The sequence below is a fragment of the Saccharopolyspora sp. NPDC002578 genome (assembly GCF_053592695.1).
This window is the reverse complement of sequence record NZ_JBSFWJ010000010.1, coordinates 83610-102276: the sequence shown is the minus strand read 5'-3', so window position 1 is coordinate 102276 and position 18667 is coordinate 83610. Positions and strand designations below refer to the sequence as shown.

Annotated in this window: 14 protein-coding genes; 5 read left to right on the top strand and 9 right to left on the bottom strand. The window is 71.5% G+C overall.

Going from position 1 to position 18667, the window contains the following annotated elements; all coding sequences use genetic code 11:
• Positions 1-16: 16 nt before the first annotated feature.
• Positions 17-460 (bottom strand): hypothetical protein, encoded by a 444-nt coding sequence (locus ACWD38_RS07780; protein WP_221315853.1) that lies wholly within the window; start codon positions 458-460, stop codon positions 17-19.
• Between the two features lie 240 nt (positions 461-700).
• Here ACWD38_RS07780 and ACWD38_RS07775 point away from each other — a divergent pair, with 240 nt between their 5' ends.
• The 3 genes from ACWD38_RS07775 to ACWD38_RS07765 all read left to right on the top strand — a co-directional run bounded on the left by ACWD38_RS07775 (position 701) and on the right by ACWD38_RS07765 (position 4240).
• Complete coding sequence (locus ACWD38_RS07775) at positions 701-1453, top strand: SDR family oxidoreductase (RefSeq protein ID WP_450123627.1); 753 nt, start codon at positions 701-703, stop codon at positions 1451-1453.
• A 208-nt stretch (positions 1454-1661) separates the two neighbouring features.
• The gene (locus ACWD38_RS07770; RefSeq protein ID WP_450123626.1) at positions 1662-3245 is read left to right on the top strand and encodes an MFS transporter; all 1584 of its coding nucleotides are present in this window, start codon (positions 1662-1664) and stop codon (positions 3243-3245) included.
• Positions 3246-3403: 158 nt separating this feature from the next.
• The gene (locus tag ACWD38_RS07765; protein ID WP_450123625.1) at positions 3404-4240 is read left to right on the top strand and encodes an SAM-dependent methyltransferase; all 837 of its coding nucleotides are present in this window, start codon (positions 3404-3406) and stop codon (positions 4238-4240) included.
• 174 nt (positions 4241-4414) lie between these two features.
• Here ACWD38_RS07765 and ACWD38_RS07760 read toward each other — a convergent pair whose 3' ends face one another.
• The 3 genes from ACWD38_RS07760 to ACWD38_RS07750 all read right to left on the bottom strand — a co-directional run bounded on the left by ACWD38_RS07760 (position 4415) and on the right by ACWD38_RS07750 (position 7127).
• Complete coding sequence (locus ACWD38_RS07760) at positions 4415-4807, bottom strand: hypothetical protein (protein WP_450123624.1); 393 nt, start codon at positions 4805-4807, stop codon at positions 4415-4417.
• A 176-nt stretch (positions 4808-4983) separates the two neighbouring features.
• Positions 4984-6438, bottom strand: coding sequence for a sensor histidine kinase (locus ACWD38_RS07755; RefSeq protein ID WP_450123623.1), 1455 nt, complete (start codon positions 6436-6438; stop codon positions 4984-4986).
• The gene (locus tag ACWD38_RS07750; RefSeq protein WP_450123622.1) at positions 6438-7127 is read right to left on the bottom strand and encodes a response regulator transcription factor; all 690 of its coding nucleotides are present in this window, start codon (positions 7125-7127) and stop codon (positions 6438-6440) included. The genes ACWD38_RS07755 and ACWD38_RS07750 overlap by 1 nt, the downstream gene beginning before the upstream one ends.
• Before the next feature lie 297 nt (positions 7128-7424).
• Here ACWD38_RS07750 and ACWD38_RS07745 point away from each other — a divergent pair, with 297 nt between their 5' ends.
• Both ACWD38_RS07745 and ACWD38_RS07740 read left to right on the top strand, forming a co-directional pair.
• The gene (locus tag ACWD38_RS07745; protein WP_450123621.1) at positions 7425-8180 is read left to right on the top strand and encodes a 2-phosphosulfolactate phosphatase; all 756 of its coding nucleotides are present in this window, start codon (positions 7425-7427) and stop codon (positions 8178-8180) included.
• A gap of 122 nt (positions 8181-8302) precedes the next feature.
• On the top strand, positions 8303-8683 hold the full coding sequence (locus tag ACWD38_RS07740; protein ID WP_450123620.1) for a VOC family protein: 381 nt from the start codon (positions 8303-8305) through the stop codon (positions 8681-8683).
• A 64-nt stretch (positions 8684-8747) separates the two neighbouring features.
• On the opposite strand, the gene ACWD38_RS07735 is transcribed toward ACWD38_RS07740, so the two are convergent.
• From ACWD38_RS07735 to ACWD38_RS07715, 5 genes are all read right to left on the bottom strand, one after another.
• Positions 8748-10559, bottom strand: a complete 1812-nt coding sequence (locus ACWD38_RS07735; protein ID WP_184479898.1) for a coagulation factor 5/8 type domain-containing protein — start codon at positions 10557-10559, stop codon at positions 8748-8750.
• Between the two features lie 915 nt (positions 10560-11474).
• A complete protein-coding gene (locus tag ACWD38_RS07730; protein ID WP_450123619.1) occupies positions 11475-12698 on the bottom strand; it encodes a hypothetical protein in 1224 nt (407 codons plus the stop codon).
• 202 nt (positions 12699-12900) lie between these two features.
• The gene (locus ACWD38_RS07725) at positions 12901-14178 is read right to left on the bottom strand and encodes a hypothetical protein (protein WP_450123618.1); all 1278 of its coding nucleotides are present in this window, start codon (positions 14176-14178) and stop codon (positions 12901-12903) included.
• Positions 14179-14268: 90 nt separating this feature from the next.
• Positions 14269-15381 (bottom strand): sensor histidine kinase, encoded by a 1113-nt coding sequence (locus ACWD38_RS07720; protein ID WP_184479895.1) that lies wholly within the window; start codon positions 15379-15381, stop codon positions 14269-14271.
• Between the two features lie 546 nt (positions 15382-15927).
• The gene (locus ACWD38_RS07715; protein ID WP_184479894.1) at positions 15928-18537 is read right to left on the bottom strand and encodes a bifunctional FO biosynthesis protein CofGH; all 2610 of its coding nucleotides are present in this window, start codon (positions 18535-18537) and stop codon (positions 15928-15930) included.
• Between the last annotated feature and the right edge of the window lie 130 nt (positions 18538-18667).

Sequence of the window (18667 nt, the reverse complement as noted above, 5' to 3'; positions counted from 1 at the left end):
GCCGCCCGCCGGTCGCTCAGCGGTGGCGTGCGGGCAAGACGAGGACGAGCGCCAGCACCACCAGGAATCCGAGGCTGAGCACGTTGAGCACCTGGTCCAGCGGGCCGTACATGTGCAGCATCGTCAGGTGGTAGCCGAGGTGCAGGACGTCGAACACCAGCCATGCCGCCCCGGCGACGCGCACGAGCGCCCTATCGGCGGCCCGCCGGAGCGCGATCGCGCTGAGCACGGCCAGCGCCAGGAACATCGCACCGGTGTCCTTCGCGAGGTGCTCGTTGTACGGGCCGAGCTGCGGCAGCCAGCTCAGGCCGAAACCGGGGAACGACAGGTGCCAGGACAGCGGGGCGAGGTACGCCCAGCAGCCGGTGCCGGCCGCGACCAGCATCAGTGCCACCAGGGCGGCTCGGTCGACGGCGACCTTCGTCCGGCCGCTGCGTTCGGTCGGTGCTTCGTTCGACATGTTCGGTGACCTTCCCGGTCTTCGGCGCTCGGACTCCGGCTCGCGAGCGAACGGGCGGGAGACCGCGTCCCGTGGGGGCGACGCTCGTCCGCCGGTGCTCGGAGGACGAGAGCGGCACCGCCGGTGTGACAGGGCGGCTCGTGGCGGTGACTCCGATCACCTGCTGTCACATCGGCCGCGGGCCGTCTCGTCCCCGACTCGACGCCGGTGAGCACCGGCCGAACGCGGGAGGAGGAGCCGATGAGGATCGCGGTAGCGGGAGGCACCGGGCTGGTGGGGCGCATGGTCGTGGCGCGGCTGCTGGCCGCGGCGCACGAGCCGGTGGTGCTGGCGCGTGCGCAGGGCGTCGACCTGGTCACGGGCGCCGGGCTGGAGGGGACCTTGTCCGGTTGCCGAGCGGTGATCGACGTGAGCAACGTGGTCACGGTCCGCAAGCGGGTCTCGGTCGAGTTCTTCGCCCGCGCGAGCGGGAACCTGCTCGCGGCGGCGCGGCGATCCGGTGTGCGCCACCTGGTCGCGTTGTCGATCGTGGGCTGCGACGCCGTCGATTTCGGTTACTACCACGGGAAGCGGGCGCAGGAAGAGGTCGTCGCGGGCGGCGGCGTTCCGTGGACGATCTTGCGCGCCACGCAGTTCTTCGAGTTCCCGGAGCCGCTGCTCGCGAACCGCTCGCCCGTCGCGGTGGTGCCGCGGATGCTGTCGCGGCCCGTGGCGGCGGAGGAGGTGGCGGCGAGCTTGGTCGCGCACGCGGAGCAGGACGCGACGGGCTACGCGCCGGAGCTCGCGGGCCCCGAGCGGATGGACGTGGTCGACATGGCGCGCCGCCTGGTCGAGGCGCGCGGGCTGCGCAAGCTCGTGCTGCCGATCTTCGCGCCCGGTGAGGTCGGCGCCCGCATGCGCGGCGGCGGGTTGCTGCCGCGCGGGGAGCACGTCCAGGGGCAGTGGACCTTCGACCGGTACCTGGCCGGGATCAGGGATGCCGCCGGGCGTTGATGCGTCGCGCGTGCGGTGGCCCGCTCGTCGCGGGATCGGGCCACCGCGCGGGGTCGGACTCCGGGCGACTGGTTGCACGATGCAACGGCTCGCGTATGGTTGAAGGTATCAACCATTGCCCGCGGGTCACCGTGCAGCGGTGGCGGTCTGGAGGGGCCGTCGGGCGGTCCAGGTTGACTCCCACGACGTTCCCCACAGGAGACCACCCGTGCCCGACGCGCCCGTACCGGAGTCCACGGCCGAGGAGAGCGGCCGGATGACGCAGCCCCAGATCATCAAGGCGCTCACCGGGATGCTGCTGGCGATGATGACGGCCCTGCTGTCGTCGACCATCGTGTCCACCGCGCTTCCCACGATCATCACCGAGCTGCGCGGCAGCCAGGACCAGTACACCTGGGTGGTCACCGCGACCCTGCTCGCCTCCACCGCGAGCACCCCGATCTGGGGCAAGCTCGCCGACCTGTTCAGCAAGAAGCTGCTGGTGCAGATCGCGATCGGCATCTTCACCGCCGGTTCCGTCGCGGCGGGCCTCGCGCAGTCCGTCGGCACGCTGATCGCGTGGCGCGCGCTGCAAGGGCTCGGGCTCGGTGGCCTGCAGTCCCTGGTGATGATCGTGGTCGCGGCCATGATCAGCCCGCGGGAACGCGGCAAGTACACCGGGCCCATCGCCGCGGTCATGTCGGTGGCCACCGTCGCCGGGCCGCTGCTGGGCGGTTTCATCGTGGACACGAGCTGGCTCGGCTGGCGGTGGTGCTTCTTCACCGGGGTGCCGCTCGCGGTGGTCGCGCTGATCGTCGTGCAGCGCACCCTCGACCTGCCCGTGATCAAGCGGGAGGTGCGGGTCGACTACCTCGGCGCGGCGCTCATCGCGGGCGGCGTGTGCGCGCTGCTGATCTGGGTGACGCTCGGCGGCAAGCAGTTCGCCTGGGCCTCGGGCACGTCCTGGGCGCTGGCCGGGTTCGGCGCGGCGCTGCTGGCGCTGGCCGTCGTCGTGGAGGCGCGGGTTCCGGAGCCGATCATCCCGCTGCGCCTGTTCCGGGACCGCACCACCGTCCTGGCCACCGTCGCGAGCATCGCCGTCGGCATCGCCATGTTCGGCGGGGCGGTGTTCCTCGGGCAGTACTTCCAGATCGCCCGCGGCTACAGCCCGACCGCGGCCGGTCTGCTGACGCTGCCGATGGTGATCGGATCGATGCTCTCCTCGGCCGGGTCCGGCGCGCTGATCACCCGCTTCGGCCGCTGGAAGGGCTACCTGGTCGGCGGCGGTGCGCTCACGGTCGTGGGGTTCGGCCTGCTGGGCACGATCACCGAGAGCACGAGCATGGTGCTGCTCGGCTGCTACCTGTTCCTGCTCGGCAGCGGCATGGGCATGATGATGCAGAACCTGGTGCTGGCCGTGCAGAACACCGTCGCCCCCTCGGACTTGGGCGCGGCGAGCTCCACCGTGACGTTCTTCCGCTCGCTCGGCGGCACCGTCGGGGTGTCGGTGCTGGGCGCGGTGCTGGCGACCGAGGTGAGCGACCGGATCGCGCGCGGGCTGGCCGCGATCGGCGTCCAGGTCCCGGCGGGCGGCGACTCGGCCGGGGTGGGGCTGGGCAGCCTCAACCAGCTGCCGCCCGCGCTGGCCGACATCGTGCGGGGCGCGTACGGCAACGGCACCGCGACGATCTTCGTGGTGGCCGCCGCGCTGGGCGCGGTGTCGCTGATCGCCGTGCTCGGCATCAAGGAGATCCCGCTGCAGACCGAGAGCGGTCTCGAACGCCAGCGGTCCCGCGAGCAGGCAGCGGTCTGATCACGGCGACGACCCGGGGGCGCTGGTGAGGTTCGTTACTGAGCGAAGTTTCAAGATCGGGATTACCCAGGTCAAGCCGGTTCTTCAGTGCTGGGAGGGGGAACCCGACCGTCCAACGGGTGGTTGTCGTCACCTCTGGTGATCACTACTTTGGGTGAATGGCTGGTGATCAAGACAGGTGGCGGGAGCTCGGTGTGGACGTGGAGCTCCCGAGCGCGGCCCGCGTGTACGACGCGTACCTCGGCGGAGCGCACAACTTCGCGTCGGACCGGGCTTTCGTGGCCCAGGCCAAGGAGAAGCTGCCGCACATCGCCGACGTGGCCCGGTGGAACCGCACCTTCCTGCGCCGCGCGGTGCAGACCATGGCCGAAGAGGGCATCGACCAGTTCCTCGACATCGGCGCCGGCCTGCCCACCGTGGGCAACACGCACGAGATCGCCCACCAGGTGAACCCGGACGCGCGCGTGCTCTACGCGGACAACGAGCCGGTGGCGGTCGTGCAGACCAAGGAGCTGCTCGACGCGGTGCCCGGAACCGGTGTGGTGCAGGGGGATTTCCTCGAACCCGACAGCATCCTCGCCGCACCGGCCACCAGGGAACTGCTCGACTTCAGCCGCCCGATCGGCGTGCTCGCGGTGGCGCTGCTGCACTTCATCCCCCGCGAGCAGCACCCGGAGGCCGCGCTGGAGCGCTACAAGGAAGCGCTGCCCGCGGGCAGCAGGCTCGCGATCAGCCACGCCACCGTCGACGGCGTCGCGGAACCCGTCCGGTCGCAGACGCTGGACTTCATCGACTCCTACAAGGACACCCAGAACCCCGGTTTCACCGCCCGCGACGAACTGGAGTTCCGCCGCTTCTTCACCGGCTGGGAACTGCTGGAACCGGGCGTCGCGTTCACCTCGGAATGGCGTTCCGACCTGACCGAGGTCGACGAGTTCGCCGCGGAGAACCCGCAGAACGCGGTGTGCTTCGCAGCGGTGGCGCGCAAGCCCTAGGACGTTCCGGCGGTGGAGCAGTAGGGACTACCGGCGGTTCTCGGCGACTTCCTCGCGATCGCTTCCGCGGCGAGGAAGCCGCCGAGAACCCGCCGCCCTGCCCGCTTCGGGGTCGCGGGCAGAGCTCGGCAGCCGAGCCGCGGAGGACCTGGGTCCTCCGCGGCCCGGCCGGTCTCAGCGAACCTCGACGCGCGACGCGGAAGCGGTCCGGCCGTCGAACTCGCCCTCGGCGGTGACGTCGTCGCCCACCTGGAGGGCCTCCGGCGCGACGACCTGGCCGCCCTTGGTCACGACGGTGTCCGCACCCGCGAGCCACCAGGTGCCCTCGGGACCGAACTGGAACGCGGTGAACCGGCCTTCCGGCGTCTCGACCTGCCCGACCTGGGAGATCGTGCCGGTCTCGGCGATGGCCTCCTGGGGCGCCGCGGCCGGGGCCTGCTCGGCGGACGCGGAGGTCGGCGCGGCGGGGGTGGCGGGCGCGGCCTGCGCCGCGGCGCCGAAGGCCAGCGCGGGGACCAGGGCGAGTCCGGCGATCGCGGAGGTGCGTCGCAGAGTGTTGATCCGCATGGGATTTCCTTTCCTCGTGGAGCAGCTGACCCACTCAGGTTGACCGGTCGATCTTGGTGAAATCGGAGCGGATCTGGGAGATTCCTGGGAACCGCGCCACGTTCCTCCCGGACGCTGCGGCAGCGGTGGCCCGACGGGGATGGTTCTCCAGGAGAACTCCCAGGAATTCTCCGAGATCACTCCGACTCGACGGCCGGCGGCAGCACTACCCGGACCCGCGTGCCCGCCCCGGGGGCGGTGTCGAGCTCGATGCGCCCGTGGTGCGCCTCCACCAGCGAGCGCACGATCGCCAGGCCCAGCCCCGATCCGCCGCTGGAGCGGTTGCGGGAGTCGTCGGCCCGGTAGAACCGCTGGAACACCCGCTCCGCCTGTTCGGCGGCGAGTCCGGGACCGTCGTCGGCGACCTCCAGCACCGCGCCGTCCTCCACCGCGCCGACGCCGATCCGCACGGGTGTGCCCTGCGGCGTGTGGCGGATCGCGTTGCCGACGAGGTTCGTCACGACCTGCCGCAACCGCTCCTCGTCGGCCAGCGCGGGTGCGGCCGCGGGCGGGCCGCCGCCCGGACCGGTGAGTTCGGCGGTCCGGGTCGGGTCGAGCGCGTGCACGTCGTGCAGCGCGTCGGCGGCCAGTGTCCGCAGGTCCATGGGGGCGAGCTGCAACGGGATCTGCTCGTCCAGCCGCGCCAGCAGCAGCAGGTCCTCCACGAGGCGTTCCAGCCGGTCGGACTCCTTCTCGATCCGGGACATCGCGTCCACTCCGGTGGGCAGCGCGCCCATCCGGTGCAGCTTGCTGAACCCCTTGATCCCGGCGAGCGGGGTGCGCAACTCGTGGCTGGCGTCCGCGACGAAGCGGCGCATCCGCGCCTCCGACTCGCTGCGCGCGGCGAACGCGGCCTCGTTCTGGCCGAGCATCACGTTCAGCGCCCGCGACAGCCGCCCGATCTCGGTGCCCGGCCCGCCCGATTCGGGAACGCGGCTGGCGAGGTCGCCCGCCGCGACGGCCGCCGAGGTCTGCTCGATCCGGCGCAGCGGTCGCAATCCGGCGCGCATCGCGAACCACCCGGCCAGCGCCAGCACGGTCAGCAGCACCGCGGCCGTACCGGCGGACACCGCCCGCAGCTGACCGACGGTGTCGTCCACCTCGGCCCGCGAGATCGCGGTGACGACCAGCCCGTCCGGGCCGGCATGCGCCACCAGCCGCCAGTGCTGCGAACCCGACCGGCTCCGCACGTCGACCGGCTGCGCGGTGGCGGTGATCCCCGCGAGGTCCGGCCCGGCCGCGTCCCGCCCCGCGCCCCGGTCCTCCTCGGCGATCGTGCCGTCCGCGCGCAGCCGCGCGGTGTAGACGGTGGAGCCGGGCAGTGCGAAGTTGTCCCGCACCACGACCGTTCCCTGCCCGGCGCCGCCCGGATCGGTCGGGCCGGGACTCGGCATCGGATCGGGCGCGCCGGGACCGGGCACCTTGTAGATCGTCGCGCCCGCTTCGGCGGTCGCCACCACTTGCGCGTCGAGCTTGCCGACCAGGTTGCGCTCCAGCGCGCCGATCACCACGACGCTGCCGATCGCGAGGCCCGCGGCGAGCAGGCCGATCGCGATCAGCAGCACGCGGGCGCGCAGCGACAGCCGGGCCATCACGAGCGCGGCCCGCGCAGGACGTAACCCACCCCGTGCACCGTGTGGATCAGCTTGGGTTCGGCGTTGTCCACCTTGCGCCGCAGGTAGCTGATGTAGGTGTCCACGATGCTCGGATCACCGCCGAAGTCGTACTGCCACACCTCGTCGAGGATCTGCCGCTTGGACACCACCTGCCCGGAGTTGCGAACCAGGTAGGTCAGCAGCCGGAACTCGGTGGGGGACAACCGGATCGGCTCCCCGCCGCGCAGCACCTGGTGGCTGTCCGGGTCGACCTCCAGGTCCGCGACGGTCATCGCCCCCGAGGTCCCGGCGTGCCCGGAACGGCGCAGCACCGCGTGGATGCGGGCGATCAGCTCCTCCGGGTCGAAGGGCTTGGTCACGTAGTCGTCACCGCCCAGCGTCAGCCCCTGCACCTTGTCCCGAGGCGCGTCGCGAGCGGTGAGGAACAGGACCGGCACCTGCCCGCCGCGCACCTCCCGCAGGCGCCGCAGCACCTCGAAGCCGTCCACATCCGGCAACATCACGTCCAGCAGCACCAGATCCGGACGTTCGTCCACCGCCGCCCGCACCGCCTCGGCCCCGGTCGCGGCGGCCGTCACCCGGAACCCCGCGAACCGCAACGTCGCCGCCAGCAGCTCCCGCACCGTCGGCTCGTCATCCACCACCAGCAAATTCCGCGACCCCATACCGTCCTCACCCGTATCCCTGATCTTCCGCAACCCAGATTAGGCACGTTCGCGGCGCACGGTTCCGTTCCTGGTCAACGGACGACGACCAGCGTGCGCGCCGACGGTTCGACCCCCCGGCGTCCGACCGTCCCGACCGTCGGACGCGGAACGCACACCCGACGCGAGCCCTCCCTCACGCAAGAAGTACCGGTCTGGCGGGGAAGCCAGGACCTCGGCCGGATGTGGGTCGTGCACGTCCTGCGGAGATGCGGAGTTCCGCCGTCGCCGTTGCTCGGGTCCGGCATGATCCGGGGTGTGGACGAGTGCTTCGCGCAGGTCGGGTTCGGGACGCGGTTCGAATGGGGGCCGGTGGGCGCGGAACGGCTCGCTGCGGGCGTCGCCTGCCTGGTGGTGGTCGACGTGCTCTCGTTCACGACGTCGGTGTCGGTGGCGGTCGAGTCGGGCACCCGTGTTCTGCCTTACCGGTGGCGGGACGGCAGCGCTGCCGCCTACGCCGCCGAGCGGGACGCCGAGTTGGCGGTGGGGCGCCGGATGGCGACGGCGGCACGTCCGTGGTCGTTGTCCCCGGCGGCGCTGCGGCGGGCTCCGGCGCCCCCTCGCCTGGTCCTCCCGTCGCCCAACGGCTCGGCCATCGCCGCCGCGGCGGGCACGGCCATCGTCCTCGCCGCGTGCCTGCGCAACGCGGACGCGGTGGGGCAATGGCTCGCGGCGCACGGGTACGGCACCGCTGATCGTCCCGTCGGCGTGGTCGCCGCGGGGGAGCGGTGGCCCGACGACGGCCTCCGGCCCGCGGTGGAGGACCTGCTCGGCGCGGGTGCGGTGATCGCGTCGCTGCACTCCCACGGCGGTGGAACGTGGTCGCCGGAGGCCGCGGTGGCGGCCGCCGCCTTCACGGCGACCTCGGACGTCCGCACCGCGGTCCGGGCGAGCGCCTCCGGTAGGGAACTCGCGGACGGGGGGTTCGCCGACGATGTCGGCATCGCGGTCGAGCTCGACGAGTCGGTCGTCGTTCCCGTTCTCACCGCCGGGGCTTTCGGGGCCGTGGGGTGAGAAGCGGATTCGGCACGGGGTGGGAAAATCCGTCGCGGCCGTGGTCGCCGCCAGCTACGGTTCCGGGCAGGTTCCCGCTGGGGGAACACGTGCGGTTCGCGAGCCGAGAGCAGGTTTCATCGATGGCGTGTCGGATCAGTGAGCTCGTGCTCGGTTGTCACGACCCGGAGGTGCTGGCGCGGTTCTGGTGCGAGGTGCTGGACTTCGTCGTGCTCGACCGCGAGGACGGCGAGATGGTGGAGATCGGTCCGCGCGAGGGGTTCGGCGGCGCGCAGCCGACGATCATCCTCAGCCGCCGGGACGCGCCGGAACCGGGCAAAACCCGGCTGCACATCGACGTCAACGCCACCGACCGCGATCACGAGGCCGAGCTCGAACGCCTCCTGTCGCTCGGCGCGCGCCCGGCGGACATCGGCCAGACCGGCGAGGAGCCCTGGCACGTCCTCGCCGACCCGGAGGGCAACGAGTTCTGCCTGCTGCGGGCCCGGATTCCTCAGCTCTGACACCGGGAACACCGGTGCCCCAGGTGCGGATCGCACCTGGGGCACCGGTCGGTCGAGCTTCGGCTCAGCCGCCGTACTCGGGGACGTAGCTGATCTGGTTGTCAGCGTTCGCCGTGTCACCCTGGTCGTTGATGACCTTGTTGATGGTGCCCGTGCCTCCCAGCGAGACGGACACGAGGTCGTGCATCTTGACGCCCGGGTTCACCGGCACTTCGAAGGAACGCGGGGCCGTGACCGCCGGGTTCGTGTCGAAGAAGCAGTAGCTGCCCAGGCCCCACGCCTCGTGGTCGGTGACGTCGTCGGCGACCTTGTAGGCCGCCCAGCCGCCGTCGCCGCCCCACGCCGCCTGGTCCGGCGGGTCGTAGGGGAACTCGTTCTGGAAGAAGTAGGTGCGGCCGCCGTTGCCGTTCCACACCACGTTGTTCTTCTGGTAGTGCTCCACGAACAGCCCGTGCGCGGTGACGTTGTCACCGTCCACGATCAGCCCGGTCTCCGCCGTGTTGACGTCCCAGCCGACACCTTCGCCGTGGTCGCCGCGCCAGAGCCAGGAGTGGTCGAGCAGGACGTCGTTGCTGTTGATGTCCAGCGTCGTCGTCGCCTTGCCCGCCCAAGGGCCGCCGATGCGGAAGAACACGTCCGAGAGCTGCGTCGGGTTCTCCGCGTGGCTCGCATTCGCGTCCTCCTCGCCGAGCGTCATCAGCGCGGGCGAGTTCTGCTCACCCGCGTCGATGAACAGACCGGCGAGCTTCACACCGTCCACATCGGCCACCGACATCGCGGGCTTGCCGGTGTCCGGCACCAACGAGGCCATGCCGATGCCGAGCACCACCGTGTTCGGGTTGTCCACCTTGATGGTGTCGTCCAAGTGGTAGACACCGGGGGAGAACAGCAGGTGCTTGCCCTCGGCCAGCGCCGCGTTGATGGTCGCGGCGTTGTCGCCCTCCTTGGCGACGTAGAAGTCCGCCAGGGAGATCTGCTCACCTTCCGGTGCGCCGTTCGCCCAGCTGACTCCCTGCGTGTTCTCCCGCAGCGCGGGGACGAACACGTTGTAGTTGCCGTCCTCGCCGATGTTCAGGAACGGCTTCTCCCGCAACTTCGGGGTTTCCGGCACGTTGGTGTGCGACGGGTCCGGGAAGTGCTGCGCCGGAGCGCCGACCGTGCCGGTGAACATCATGTTCCACACCGAACCGGACCAGCCGCCGGCCAGTTCGCTGTTGCGGGTGAGGAACTGCTGCTGCGAACCGGACTCGACCAGGCCGTCGATCTTGGAGTCGGCGATGTAGCCGCCGCTGGCCCAGCCGTCGTAGCCGTTCCACAACTGCATCTGACCGCGCATGTGCATCCGGCGGTACGGGGCGGCCTGGGAGACCGCCCAGCGCTCGATCTCGCCGGAGGGTGGCGTGACCGCCAGGTTCTCCGCCGAGCGCCAGAAGTTCTGCGTGGCGTTGCCTTCGCCCAGCCAGTCCGCCTCGACCCGCACGTGGCCGTTGAGGTTCACGTCGTCGGGCGACATGCCCAGACCGGCGACCTGCGTGTTGAAGCCGAGGTTGACGTCGGCGTTGTAATCGCCGGGCTGGAACAGGACCGCGTCGCGTTCCGGGCCGAACTGGTTGGTGTGCTGGCGCTCGGCGATCTCGTCGAGCTTGCCCTGCAACTCGCCCGCGGGAGTGGACGGGGTCGCGATGTAGGTGTTGGGACCGAGGTCCGGGTTCTTCGGGTCGGTGTCGCGCACCGCCTGCGCCGGTTGCGGCGCCGGAGCCTGCGGCTCTGCTCCCGCAGCGGTGACGGTGACGAGCCCGGCGGCCACGGCCGACGCCGTCGCCAGCGCCATCACCGCCTGCCGGGGGCGGGTCTCGGTTCTACCGAAGATCTTCATGGTTCTGCCTGTCTGACGGGGTGAGGAGCCGGTCGGCTCCTCGCCGGTGAATCGTGTTGCGAAGGGGAGGGAGGTGGTCTCGTCCTTTCGTCGGGGATGGCGGGAGACCCGCCCGGAGGCGGGTGGTTCGGGGGTCGTCGGATCCGGGCGCGCTGAACTCCTCGGCGCGCCGGCCGCGAGCGGTCGAGCGGCGCGCGACGTCCGGGGGACGAACAGGAGGCGACAGCGGCACGGCGAGCCCTTCCGACGACGTTCGCCGACCGTCGCGGAAGCGAAGGTCGACGCGGGGTCCATCCGGCTCGCCGTTGCTCGCGGAGTGCTCAGAGCGGGGAACGCACTCCATGAGAACGCTCTCACGAATTTAGGCGCCGATTCTGGAATGTCAAGGGGGTGATCGGCCGAGGTGTTCGCGGAAATGTGAATGGGAACGAGCGGTTTGCGTAGATCGACGGCTTCGGTCTTGACGCTGCTATGGCCGTGTTGTTAACTCTGCGGTGCTCGTCATCGGAATCGGTTCCGAAGCCCGTCTCCCGGCTTCGGGGGCCGTGCGGTGAGGAGTGGCTGAACGACCGGCCGCGGCCCGCTCACCGGCTCGAGCGGACCGCGGAGGCCGGCGTTCGCGGTGTCGACCGCAGCGGTGCGGATCGGGGCGCGTGTGGGGCGCGTTCCGGTCTCACCACTGGGGAATCCAGTGATGGGAGCAGTTCGGGGAGATGCGTTCGGGGGCGTCCCCGGTGGGCTTGCCGCGTCCGCTCGGTGATCGACTCGACGGGCCCGCGGCGGGTGCCGGAATTCGTGAATCGTCCGCGTCCCCGGGCGTCGGCGACATTGCGCCGGACAAACGCTTTCCGCGCGGTTCGATCGCCATTCCCATAATCCGGGAATTTCCCGGTTGCGGTGTCGGAAAAGGGGAGATCACGGCGTGCGTTGTTTCGGGAATTCGCCACCGAAGTCCGCGTGCCACCCCGACCACGGCGTGCGCTGTCCCTTGACCTGGTAGTTGCGCTGCATCACCCCGTCGCGGCCGATTCCGAACACGACGAGGACGCCGTTGGCGTCCTGCGCGGCGCCGACGAGTTCGGCGACGTCGCCGTGGAGCCGCTTCCACAACGACCAGCGGTCATCGGCCCGGTTGCGCTGGAAGCGTTCCCACACCGTCCCGTCCTCGTGCCGCGCCAGCACCACCAGGGTGTTGTTGCCGTCCGCCACGGTGACCGGCCTGCCCGCGAACGGGCCACCGAGCCCGAACTCGCGCCAGCCCCGCCACTGCCCGGAGGACGCGGCGGTCTCGACGTTCTCCCACATCGTCCCGTCCGCGCGGATCGAGTAGAGCCGTTGCCGCTGCTGCTTGTCGATGATGGTCGCGGGGGAGGTCTCGACCGTTCCCGGGATGTCGGAGGCGGGCAGCCACTCGCCGGAGTTCGACCCTTGCTCGGAATGCGCCCGCACCCGGCCGTCCCGGCCCAAGGCGAACAGCGCCAGCGCACCCCCGGGGTTCGTGCGGAGCACCGGATCGTCGCGCACGGGCGGGCCGGGCAGGCGGTGCGGTTCGCTCCAGCCGCCGGACGGGTACTGGTGGGTCTCCCACAGCGCCCCAGCGCGGTCCCGGGCGGCGACGACGAGCAGTCCGGCGGAGTTCTGCGCGGCGGCGGGCGATCCGACGAGTTCGCCGCCGCCGAGGCTCCGCCACCGGGGCGCGGCCTGCTCGCTCGGCGCGATCTGCTCGGCGTAGCGCAGGACCCCCGCGGTGTTGATCACGAACGCGGCGAGCCTGCCGTCCCGGTCGATGATGCCGATCGGCTGGCCCGCCGCGCGCTCGCCCAGGTCCAGCCAGTCGCCGGTCGCCCCCTCTTGCGAAGTCGACTGGTGGTTGCGCAGCACGGCGAGATCGGTGCCCTTCGCCAGCACCACGATCCGGTTCTGCTCGTCCGAGTGCACCGGCCCGCCGGGGTCGGGGGACAGGCGCGGGCGGGCGGCGGGATCGTCCTGCGCGTGGCGGGCGTTGGTCAGCAGCGCGAACACGGCGGGCGGGGTGACGATCATGCCGATCCCGCCGAGGCCCGCGGCCAGCATGAACCGCCTGTCCTTGCGCGGTGCCCGGTCGGGGTCGGCGGGCGGGTGCTCTTCCGGCCCGGTCACCGGCCCCGATCCCCCTGGTTGCGGCAACGACACCACCCCGCGCTCGTTCCATGATCGCCGTCCTCGACCGTACCGGGTGGGGTGTGGCCAGGGGATCCGCCTCGAACACCTGCCGCGCTGCGACGAATGCCGTGGCGTTCCGGTGGAACCGAGGGCATCCGCGCCCGGCGCGGTCGGCCGAGCGGGGCGGCGACCAGGGCCGTCACCGCGGCGCGAACCGGCCGCCGAGGCCGTGCTCCCAGCCTTCCCACGGAGCGGGGCCGGGGCTCTGGAAGTTCTGCTCCATCGAACCGGTCTTCCCGATCCCCAGCACGACCAGGGTGCCGCCGCCGTCCTGCACCGCCGCCAGCAGCCGTTCGACCTGGCCGTCGAGGGGACGCCAGTCCGTCCACCGCTTCTTCTTCGGGCCGATGAAGCGCTCGTGCACCGACCCGTCCCCGGCCAGGGCGAACACGACGACGGTGCGGTTGGGGTCGACGGTGGCGATCGGATCGCCCTTCGCAGGTGCCTCCCCGGAAAGCTCGGTCGAGTCGGCCCACTGGCCCGAACCGGCTTCGGTCTCCACGACCTCCCGCACGCTGCCGCCCGTGCCCCGCACGTAGATGCGCTGCTTGCCGTCCCAGTCGAGGACCACGCTGGGGCGCCCCGCGAAGCGCTCGCCGACCGCTCGCGCCGGGGCCCACTCACCGGGGTCGGATTCGCGTTGGACGCGCAACCGCTGCTCGCGGTCGAGCGCGAACAGGGTCAGCCGTTGCCGGTCGTCCTGGCGCAGCACCGGGTCGCCGTCGACGGGCGGTCCCGGCAACTCGCGCAGGTCGCTCCAGCCGCCGCCGACCTGGTGGGTCTCGTGCAGGCGCCCGCCGGAATCCCGTGCCACGACGACGAAACGGCCCTCGGCATCGCGCGAGGCGGCGGGCGTTCCGCGCAGGTCGGTGCCGCCCAAATCGGTCCACCGCGCCGGGCGCGGGGACTCCGGGGCGGTCTCCGCGGCGAACTTGAGGGCGCCGCCGGTGTCGATCAAAAACGCGCCCATGCCGCCGCGCGAGTCCTGGGCCGCGACCACGTCGCCCGCCGCGTCCTGGCCGATCGCGTACCAGCCGTCCCACTGGCCGCGGTCGGACTCGCGCTGGAACTTCAGCCCGACCGATCCGGCGGCCTGCCGGGCCACCAGCACCAGCCGGCCCCTGGAATCGAGGTTCGCGGGGCCCGCGGGCAACGCCCCCGCGTGCTCGGCCAAGTGAGGTGGGGCCTGCGCGCCGAGACCGGCGGGAACGGACGACGGGTACTCGGGCCGTTGCGTGGCGACCGCCCACACCAGCGGAGCCGCGATCAAGGCGATCCCGCAGACCGAGGCGACCAGCAGCCCCGTCCGCTGCTGCCGGTGCGGTCCGTCCGAGCGAGCGCCGGGAAGCTCGGAGCCGTGATTCGGCGACGTCCCGTCCTGGGGCTGGTCAACGGGCTGGTCGTCGAATCGAGGCATCCGCATCCGAATCTCACGCAAGGCAATCGATTTCCCGCCGACGCTACCGCAGGGCCGGTAGGGCGTGAACCGGGGTCGGCGGCCGGACGATCATGCGGTGGCCAGCGGAATCCGGACTTCGAAACAACATCCGCCCACGACGTTGAACACCCTGACCCGCCCGTGGTGGGCCTCGACCATGCCCTGCACGATCGCGAGTCCGAGCCCACCGCCCTGGGGTGCCGTGTCGCGGTCGCCACCGCGCCAGCCCGTGTCGAACACCGAATCCAGGTCCGCCGCCGGGATCCCGCCGCACTCGTCGGACACCGAGACCACCGCGTGCTCGCCGTCGGCCCGCAGCTCCAGCGAAACCGCACCGCCCACCGGGCCGTACTGCGCCGAGTTGACCAGCAGGTTGGTGAAGACCCTGCTCATCGCGTCGTAGTCCACGGTCGCGACCACCGGGTCGATCCGTTCCGCCCGCAGCCGCACGTCGCGCTTCTCGGTGAGCACATCGGTGCGGGCGACCACGTCGCTGAGCAGGTCGTCGAGCGGCACCCGCACTGGTTTCAGCCGCAACGTCCCCGACTGGAGCTTGGAGAGCTCGAACAGGTCCTGGGCCATCTCCGTCAGCTGGTCCACGTCGGCGCGGACCTCCCGGAAGTAGCGCGGCAAATCCGGCGACACCCCGTCCTCGACGGCCTCCGCCTTGAGGCGCATCCGGTGCAGCGGAGCGCGCAGGTCGTGCGAGATCCACGACACGACCCGCCGCCGCGACGCGTCCAAGGCGCGTTCCCTGCGCTGCGACTCGGCGAGGTTCTCGCTGGTGACCCGCAGTTCGCGGGCCAGCTCGGCGAATTCGGCGCTCGGCAGGTCCGTCGGAGCGCTGAACCGCTGCTCGCGGCCGAAGGCGCGGGTGGCGTCGGCCAGCCGCCTGCCACCGGTCATCACCGATCGCCCCAGCACCAGGCTCACGCCGACCGATACGACCCCGGCGACGCAGTTGACCGCGAGGCTCACCGTCACCGGCATGCTGTCGGACTCGGTCACGAACATCGCCGTGATCACGCTAATGTTGGTGGCGCACACGGTGATCACGACGACCGCGATCAGCGACAGGCCCAGCGGCTGCCGCCGCAGCAGGTGCAGCACCGTCGCCCCGAGCAGGCCGACCCCCGCGGATTCGCAGGCCGCGATGAGCACGATGAGCTGCGGTGAGGTCATCTGCGCCCACCGGGGGCGAACATGCGCCGGGCGCCCGCTCGCTGTGCGCGGGCCTGCTCCTGTCCAGCCTCGTCGGGCACCAAGCGTCGCGCTCCGGGGTAGGGGTCGTCGTCGCCGACGCCTCCGGCGCGGCATCGGCCCGGCCTCCGGAAGATCAGCTTCCGCGACCCTATCGGCTCACCCCGCCCGCCCGAACCGATTCCGCCACATCCCCCGACGACCTCGCGGAGTGAACGGACCGTTCGACCAACCCCGTTGGACGAACGGTCCGTTCACTCGAACCCAGGAGTGGTGAACGGCCCGTTTGGCCGAACCGGTTGGGCAAAGGGTCCGTTGACTTCGCACCGGAGTGGGTGAACGGACCGTTCGACCGAACCGGTTGGACGAACGGTCCGTTCACTCGAACCCAGGAGTGGTGAACGGCCCGTTTGGCTAGGCCGGTTGGACGAACGGTCCGTTGACTCGATCCCAGAAGTGGTGAACGGACCGTTCGTCCAAGCGCGTTGGGCGAACGGTCCGTTCACTGGAAACCGAGGCGCCGGGGTGTCAGCTCACGATGGGGAGGGAGTTGCGGACGGCGGGGGTGACGCCGTCGCTGGCTCGGGCGGCTTCGACGCGGTCGGCGGTGGGGGTGCCGTAGAGGCTGGTGCGCTGCCGCAGCGGGCGCCCGGTCGGCCCGACGAGCTCCTCCAGGTCGCTGATCGTCTTGTAGGAGCCGTTGTCGGCGCCCGCCATCCGGCTGATCGTCTCCTCCATCAGGGTGCCGCCCAGGTCGTTGACCCCGCCCGCGAGCACGTCGCGGCAGCCGTCGACGCCGAGCTTCACCCAGGAGCACTGGATGTTGTCGATCAGCCCGTGCAGCAGGATCCGGGCGACGGCGTGCACCGCCCGGTTCTCCCGCGGCGTGGTGCCCGCCCGCGCCAGCCCGGCCAGGTAGATCGGCGAGTTCTGGTGGATGAACGGCAGCAGCACGAACTCGGTGAACCCGGGCTTGCCGGTCTTGTCGAGGGCGTTGCGCTGGAGCTCGGCGATGAGCTTGATGTGGCCCACCCAGTGCTCCGGGGTGTCGACGTGCCCGTACATCATCGTCGACGTCGTGGGGATGCCCAGCTCGTGCGCGGTGCCGACGACCTCGACCCAGCTCGACGTGGGGAGCTTGCCCTTGGTGAGCACCCAGCGGACGTCGTCGTCGAGGATCTCCGCGGCCGTGCCGGGCAGCGAGTCGACGCCGGACTCCTTGGCCCTGGTGAGCCAGTCCCGGATGGACAGGTTCGTGCGGGAGGCGCCGTTGACGACCTCCATCGGGCTGTAGGAGTGCAGGTGGATGTCCGGCTGCCTGCGCTTGACCTCGGCGGCGAGGTCGAAGTACGCGGTGCCGGGCATGTCGGGGTGGATGCCGCCCTGCATGCAGATCTCGGTGGCGCCGGCCTCCCACGCCTGGTCGACGCGCTCACCCACCTGCGACAGCGACAACGTGTAGGCGTCGGCGTCGGTGCGCCGCTGCGCGAACGCGCAGAACCGGCAGCCGGTGTAGCAGACGTTGGTGAAGTTGATGTTCCTGGTGACGATGAACGTGACGTCGTCGCCGACGGCGTCGCGGCGCAGTCCGTCGGCCAGCCGGGTCACCGCGTCGAGGTCGGCGCCGTCGGCGTGCAGCAGCGCCAGCGCGTCCTCGTTCGACAGGCCCGCCGGGTCCTGCTCGGCGCGGCGCAGCGCGTCGCGCACGTCGGTGTCCATCCGCTCCGGCGCGTTCGGCACCCGCTCGGCCAGTTCGTCCCAGTCGCCGTAGACGGAGTCGAAGTCGCCGCGGCGGTCGCCGGTGCGGCCCACGGTGTCCACCTCGACGTGCAGGTCGGTGCGCCCGCTGCCCGCGAGGTTCTGCCAGCCGCCGTCCGGTTCCTGCCAGGTGATCCCGGTCGGCTGCACGCCTTCCTTCGCCAGCCCGGTTTCCGGATCGGCGAGCGCGGCGACGTGCGCGCTGACCCGCGGGTCCAGCCACGGTTCGCCCGCGCGCACGTACTCCGGGTAGATGGTGAGCCGTTCCCGCAGCGCGAATCCGGCCTGCTCGGTGAGCCGTTCCAGCTCGTCGATCTGCGGCCATTCCCGTTCCGGGTTCACGTGGTCCGGGGTCAGCGGGGACACCCCGCCCCAGTCGTCGATGCCGGCGCGGATCATCAGCGCGTACTCGTCGCCGATCAGGTTCGGCGGTGCCTGCACGCGCATCTTCGGGCCCAGCACCAGCCGGGTCACGGCGATCGTCGCGGCGAGCTCTTGCAGGTCGGCGTCCGGGGTGGCGCGCATCTTGGTGTCGGGTTTGGCGCGGAAGTTCTGCACGATGACTTCCTGGATGCCGCCGTAGGCGCGGGCCGCCTTGCGGATCGCGAAGATCGTGTCGGCGCGTTCGTCGTGGTTCTCGCCGATGCCGATGAGGATGCCGGTGGTGAACGGCACCGTGGTGCGGCCCGCGTCGTCGAGCACCCGCAGCCGGACCTCGGGGTCCTTGTCGGGGGAGCCGAAGTGCGGCCCGCCTTTCTCGGTGTAGAGCCTGCTGGCGGTGGTCTCGAGCATCATGCCCATCGACGGCGCGACCGGTTTGAGCCGCTGCAGGTCCTGCCAGCTCATCACGCCGGGGTTGAGGTGCGGGAGCAGGCCGGTCTCTTCCAGCACCCGGATCGCCATCGCCCGCACGTAGGACAGCGTGTCGTCGTAGCCGTGCGCGTCGAGCCAGTCGCGGGCGGCCGTCCAACGGTCCTCGGGGCGGTCGCCGAGGGTGAACAGGGCTTCCTTGCAGCCCATCGCCGCGCCCTTGCGGGCGATGTCGAGCACTTCGTCGGGGGAGAGGTAGGGCGACTCGACGCGGCCGGGCACCGTGACGAACGTGCAGTACCCGCAGCGGTCCCGGCACAACCGGGTCAGCGGGATGAAGACCTTGCGGCTGTAGGTGATCACGCCTTCCCGGCCGACGCCCTCCAGCCCGGCGTCGCGGGTGCGGGCCGCGTATTCGGCGAGCCGGTCCAGGTCGGAGTCCCGCGCCTGCAGCAGCACGGTGACCTCGTCGTGGTCCAGCGCCTTGCCGTCGCGCGCGCGGGCGAGCGCGCGGCGCATCGCGGAGGCGTTCGGGGCGGCCGAGGTGGTGGGAACGTCGTCGGAAGCCATGCGCGAAACGCTAAGCGGCTGCCGCGCGCGTCCGCCACTACACGAACACGCGTCATCGGCGGAGCCCTGCGGGGTGCGGTGTTCTGCCTGATCAGCGCGTCACATCCGGTTGTCCGGCGGGGTCGGCGGG

Coding starts and splice junctions, on each gene's coding strand:
- ACWD38_RS07780 (WP_221315853.1), bottom strand. CDS start 460: ATGTCGAACGAAGCACCGACCGAACGCAGCGGCCGGACGAAGGTCGCC.
- ACWD38_RS07775 (WP_450123627.1), top strand. CDS start 701: ATGAGGATCGCGGTAGCGGGAGGCACCGGGCTGGTGGGGCGCATGGTC.
- ACWD38_RS07765 (WP_450123625.1), top strand. CDS start 3,404: ATGGCTGGTGATCAAGACAGGTGGCGGGAGCTCGGTGTGGACGTGGAG.
- ACWD38_RS07760 (WP_450123624.1), bottom strand. CDS start 4,807: ATGCGGATCAACACTCTGCGACGCACCTCCGCGATCGCCGGACTCGCC.
- ACWD38_RS07755 (WP_450123623.1), bottom strand. CDS start 6,438: ATGGCCCGGCTGTCGCTGCGCGCCCGCGTGCTGCTGATCGCGATCGGC.
- ACWD38_RS07750 (WP_450123622.1), bottom strand. CDS start 7,127: ATGGGGTCGCGGAATTTGCTGGTGGTGGATGACGAGCCGACGGTGCGG.
- ACWD38_RS07740 (WP_450123620.1), top strand. CDS start 8,303: ATGGCGTGTCGGATCAGTGAGCTCGTGCTCGGTTGTCACGACCCGGAG.
- ACWD38_RS07735 (WP_184479898.1), bottom strand. CDS start 10,559: ATGAAGATCTTCGGTAGAACCGAGACCCGCCCCCGGCAGGCGGTGATG.
- ACWD38_RS07725 (WP_450123618.1), bottom strand. CDS start 14,178: ATGCCTCGATTCGACGACCAGCCCGTTGACCAGCCCCAGGACGGGACG.
- ACWD38_RS07720 (WP_184479895.1), bottom strand. CDS start 15,381: ATGACCTCACCGCAGCTCATCGTGCTCATCGCGGCCTGCGAATCCGCG.
- ACWD38_RS07715 (WP_184479894.1), bottom strand. CDS start 18,537: ATGGCTTCCGACGACGTTCCCACCACCTCGGCCGCCCCGAACGCCTCC.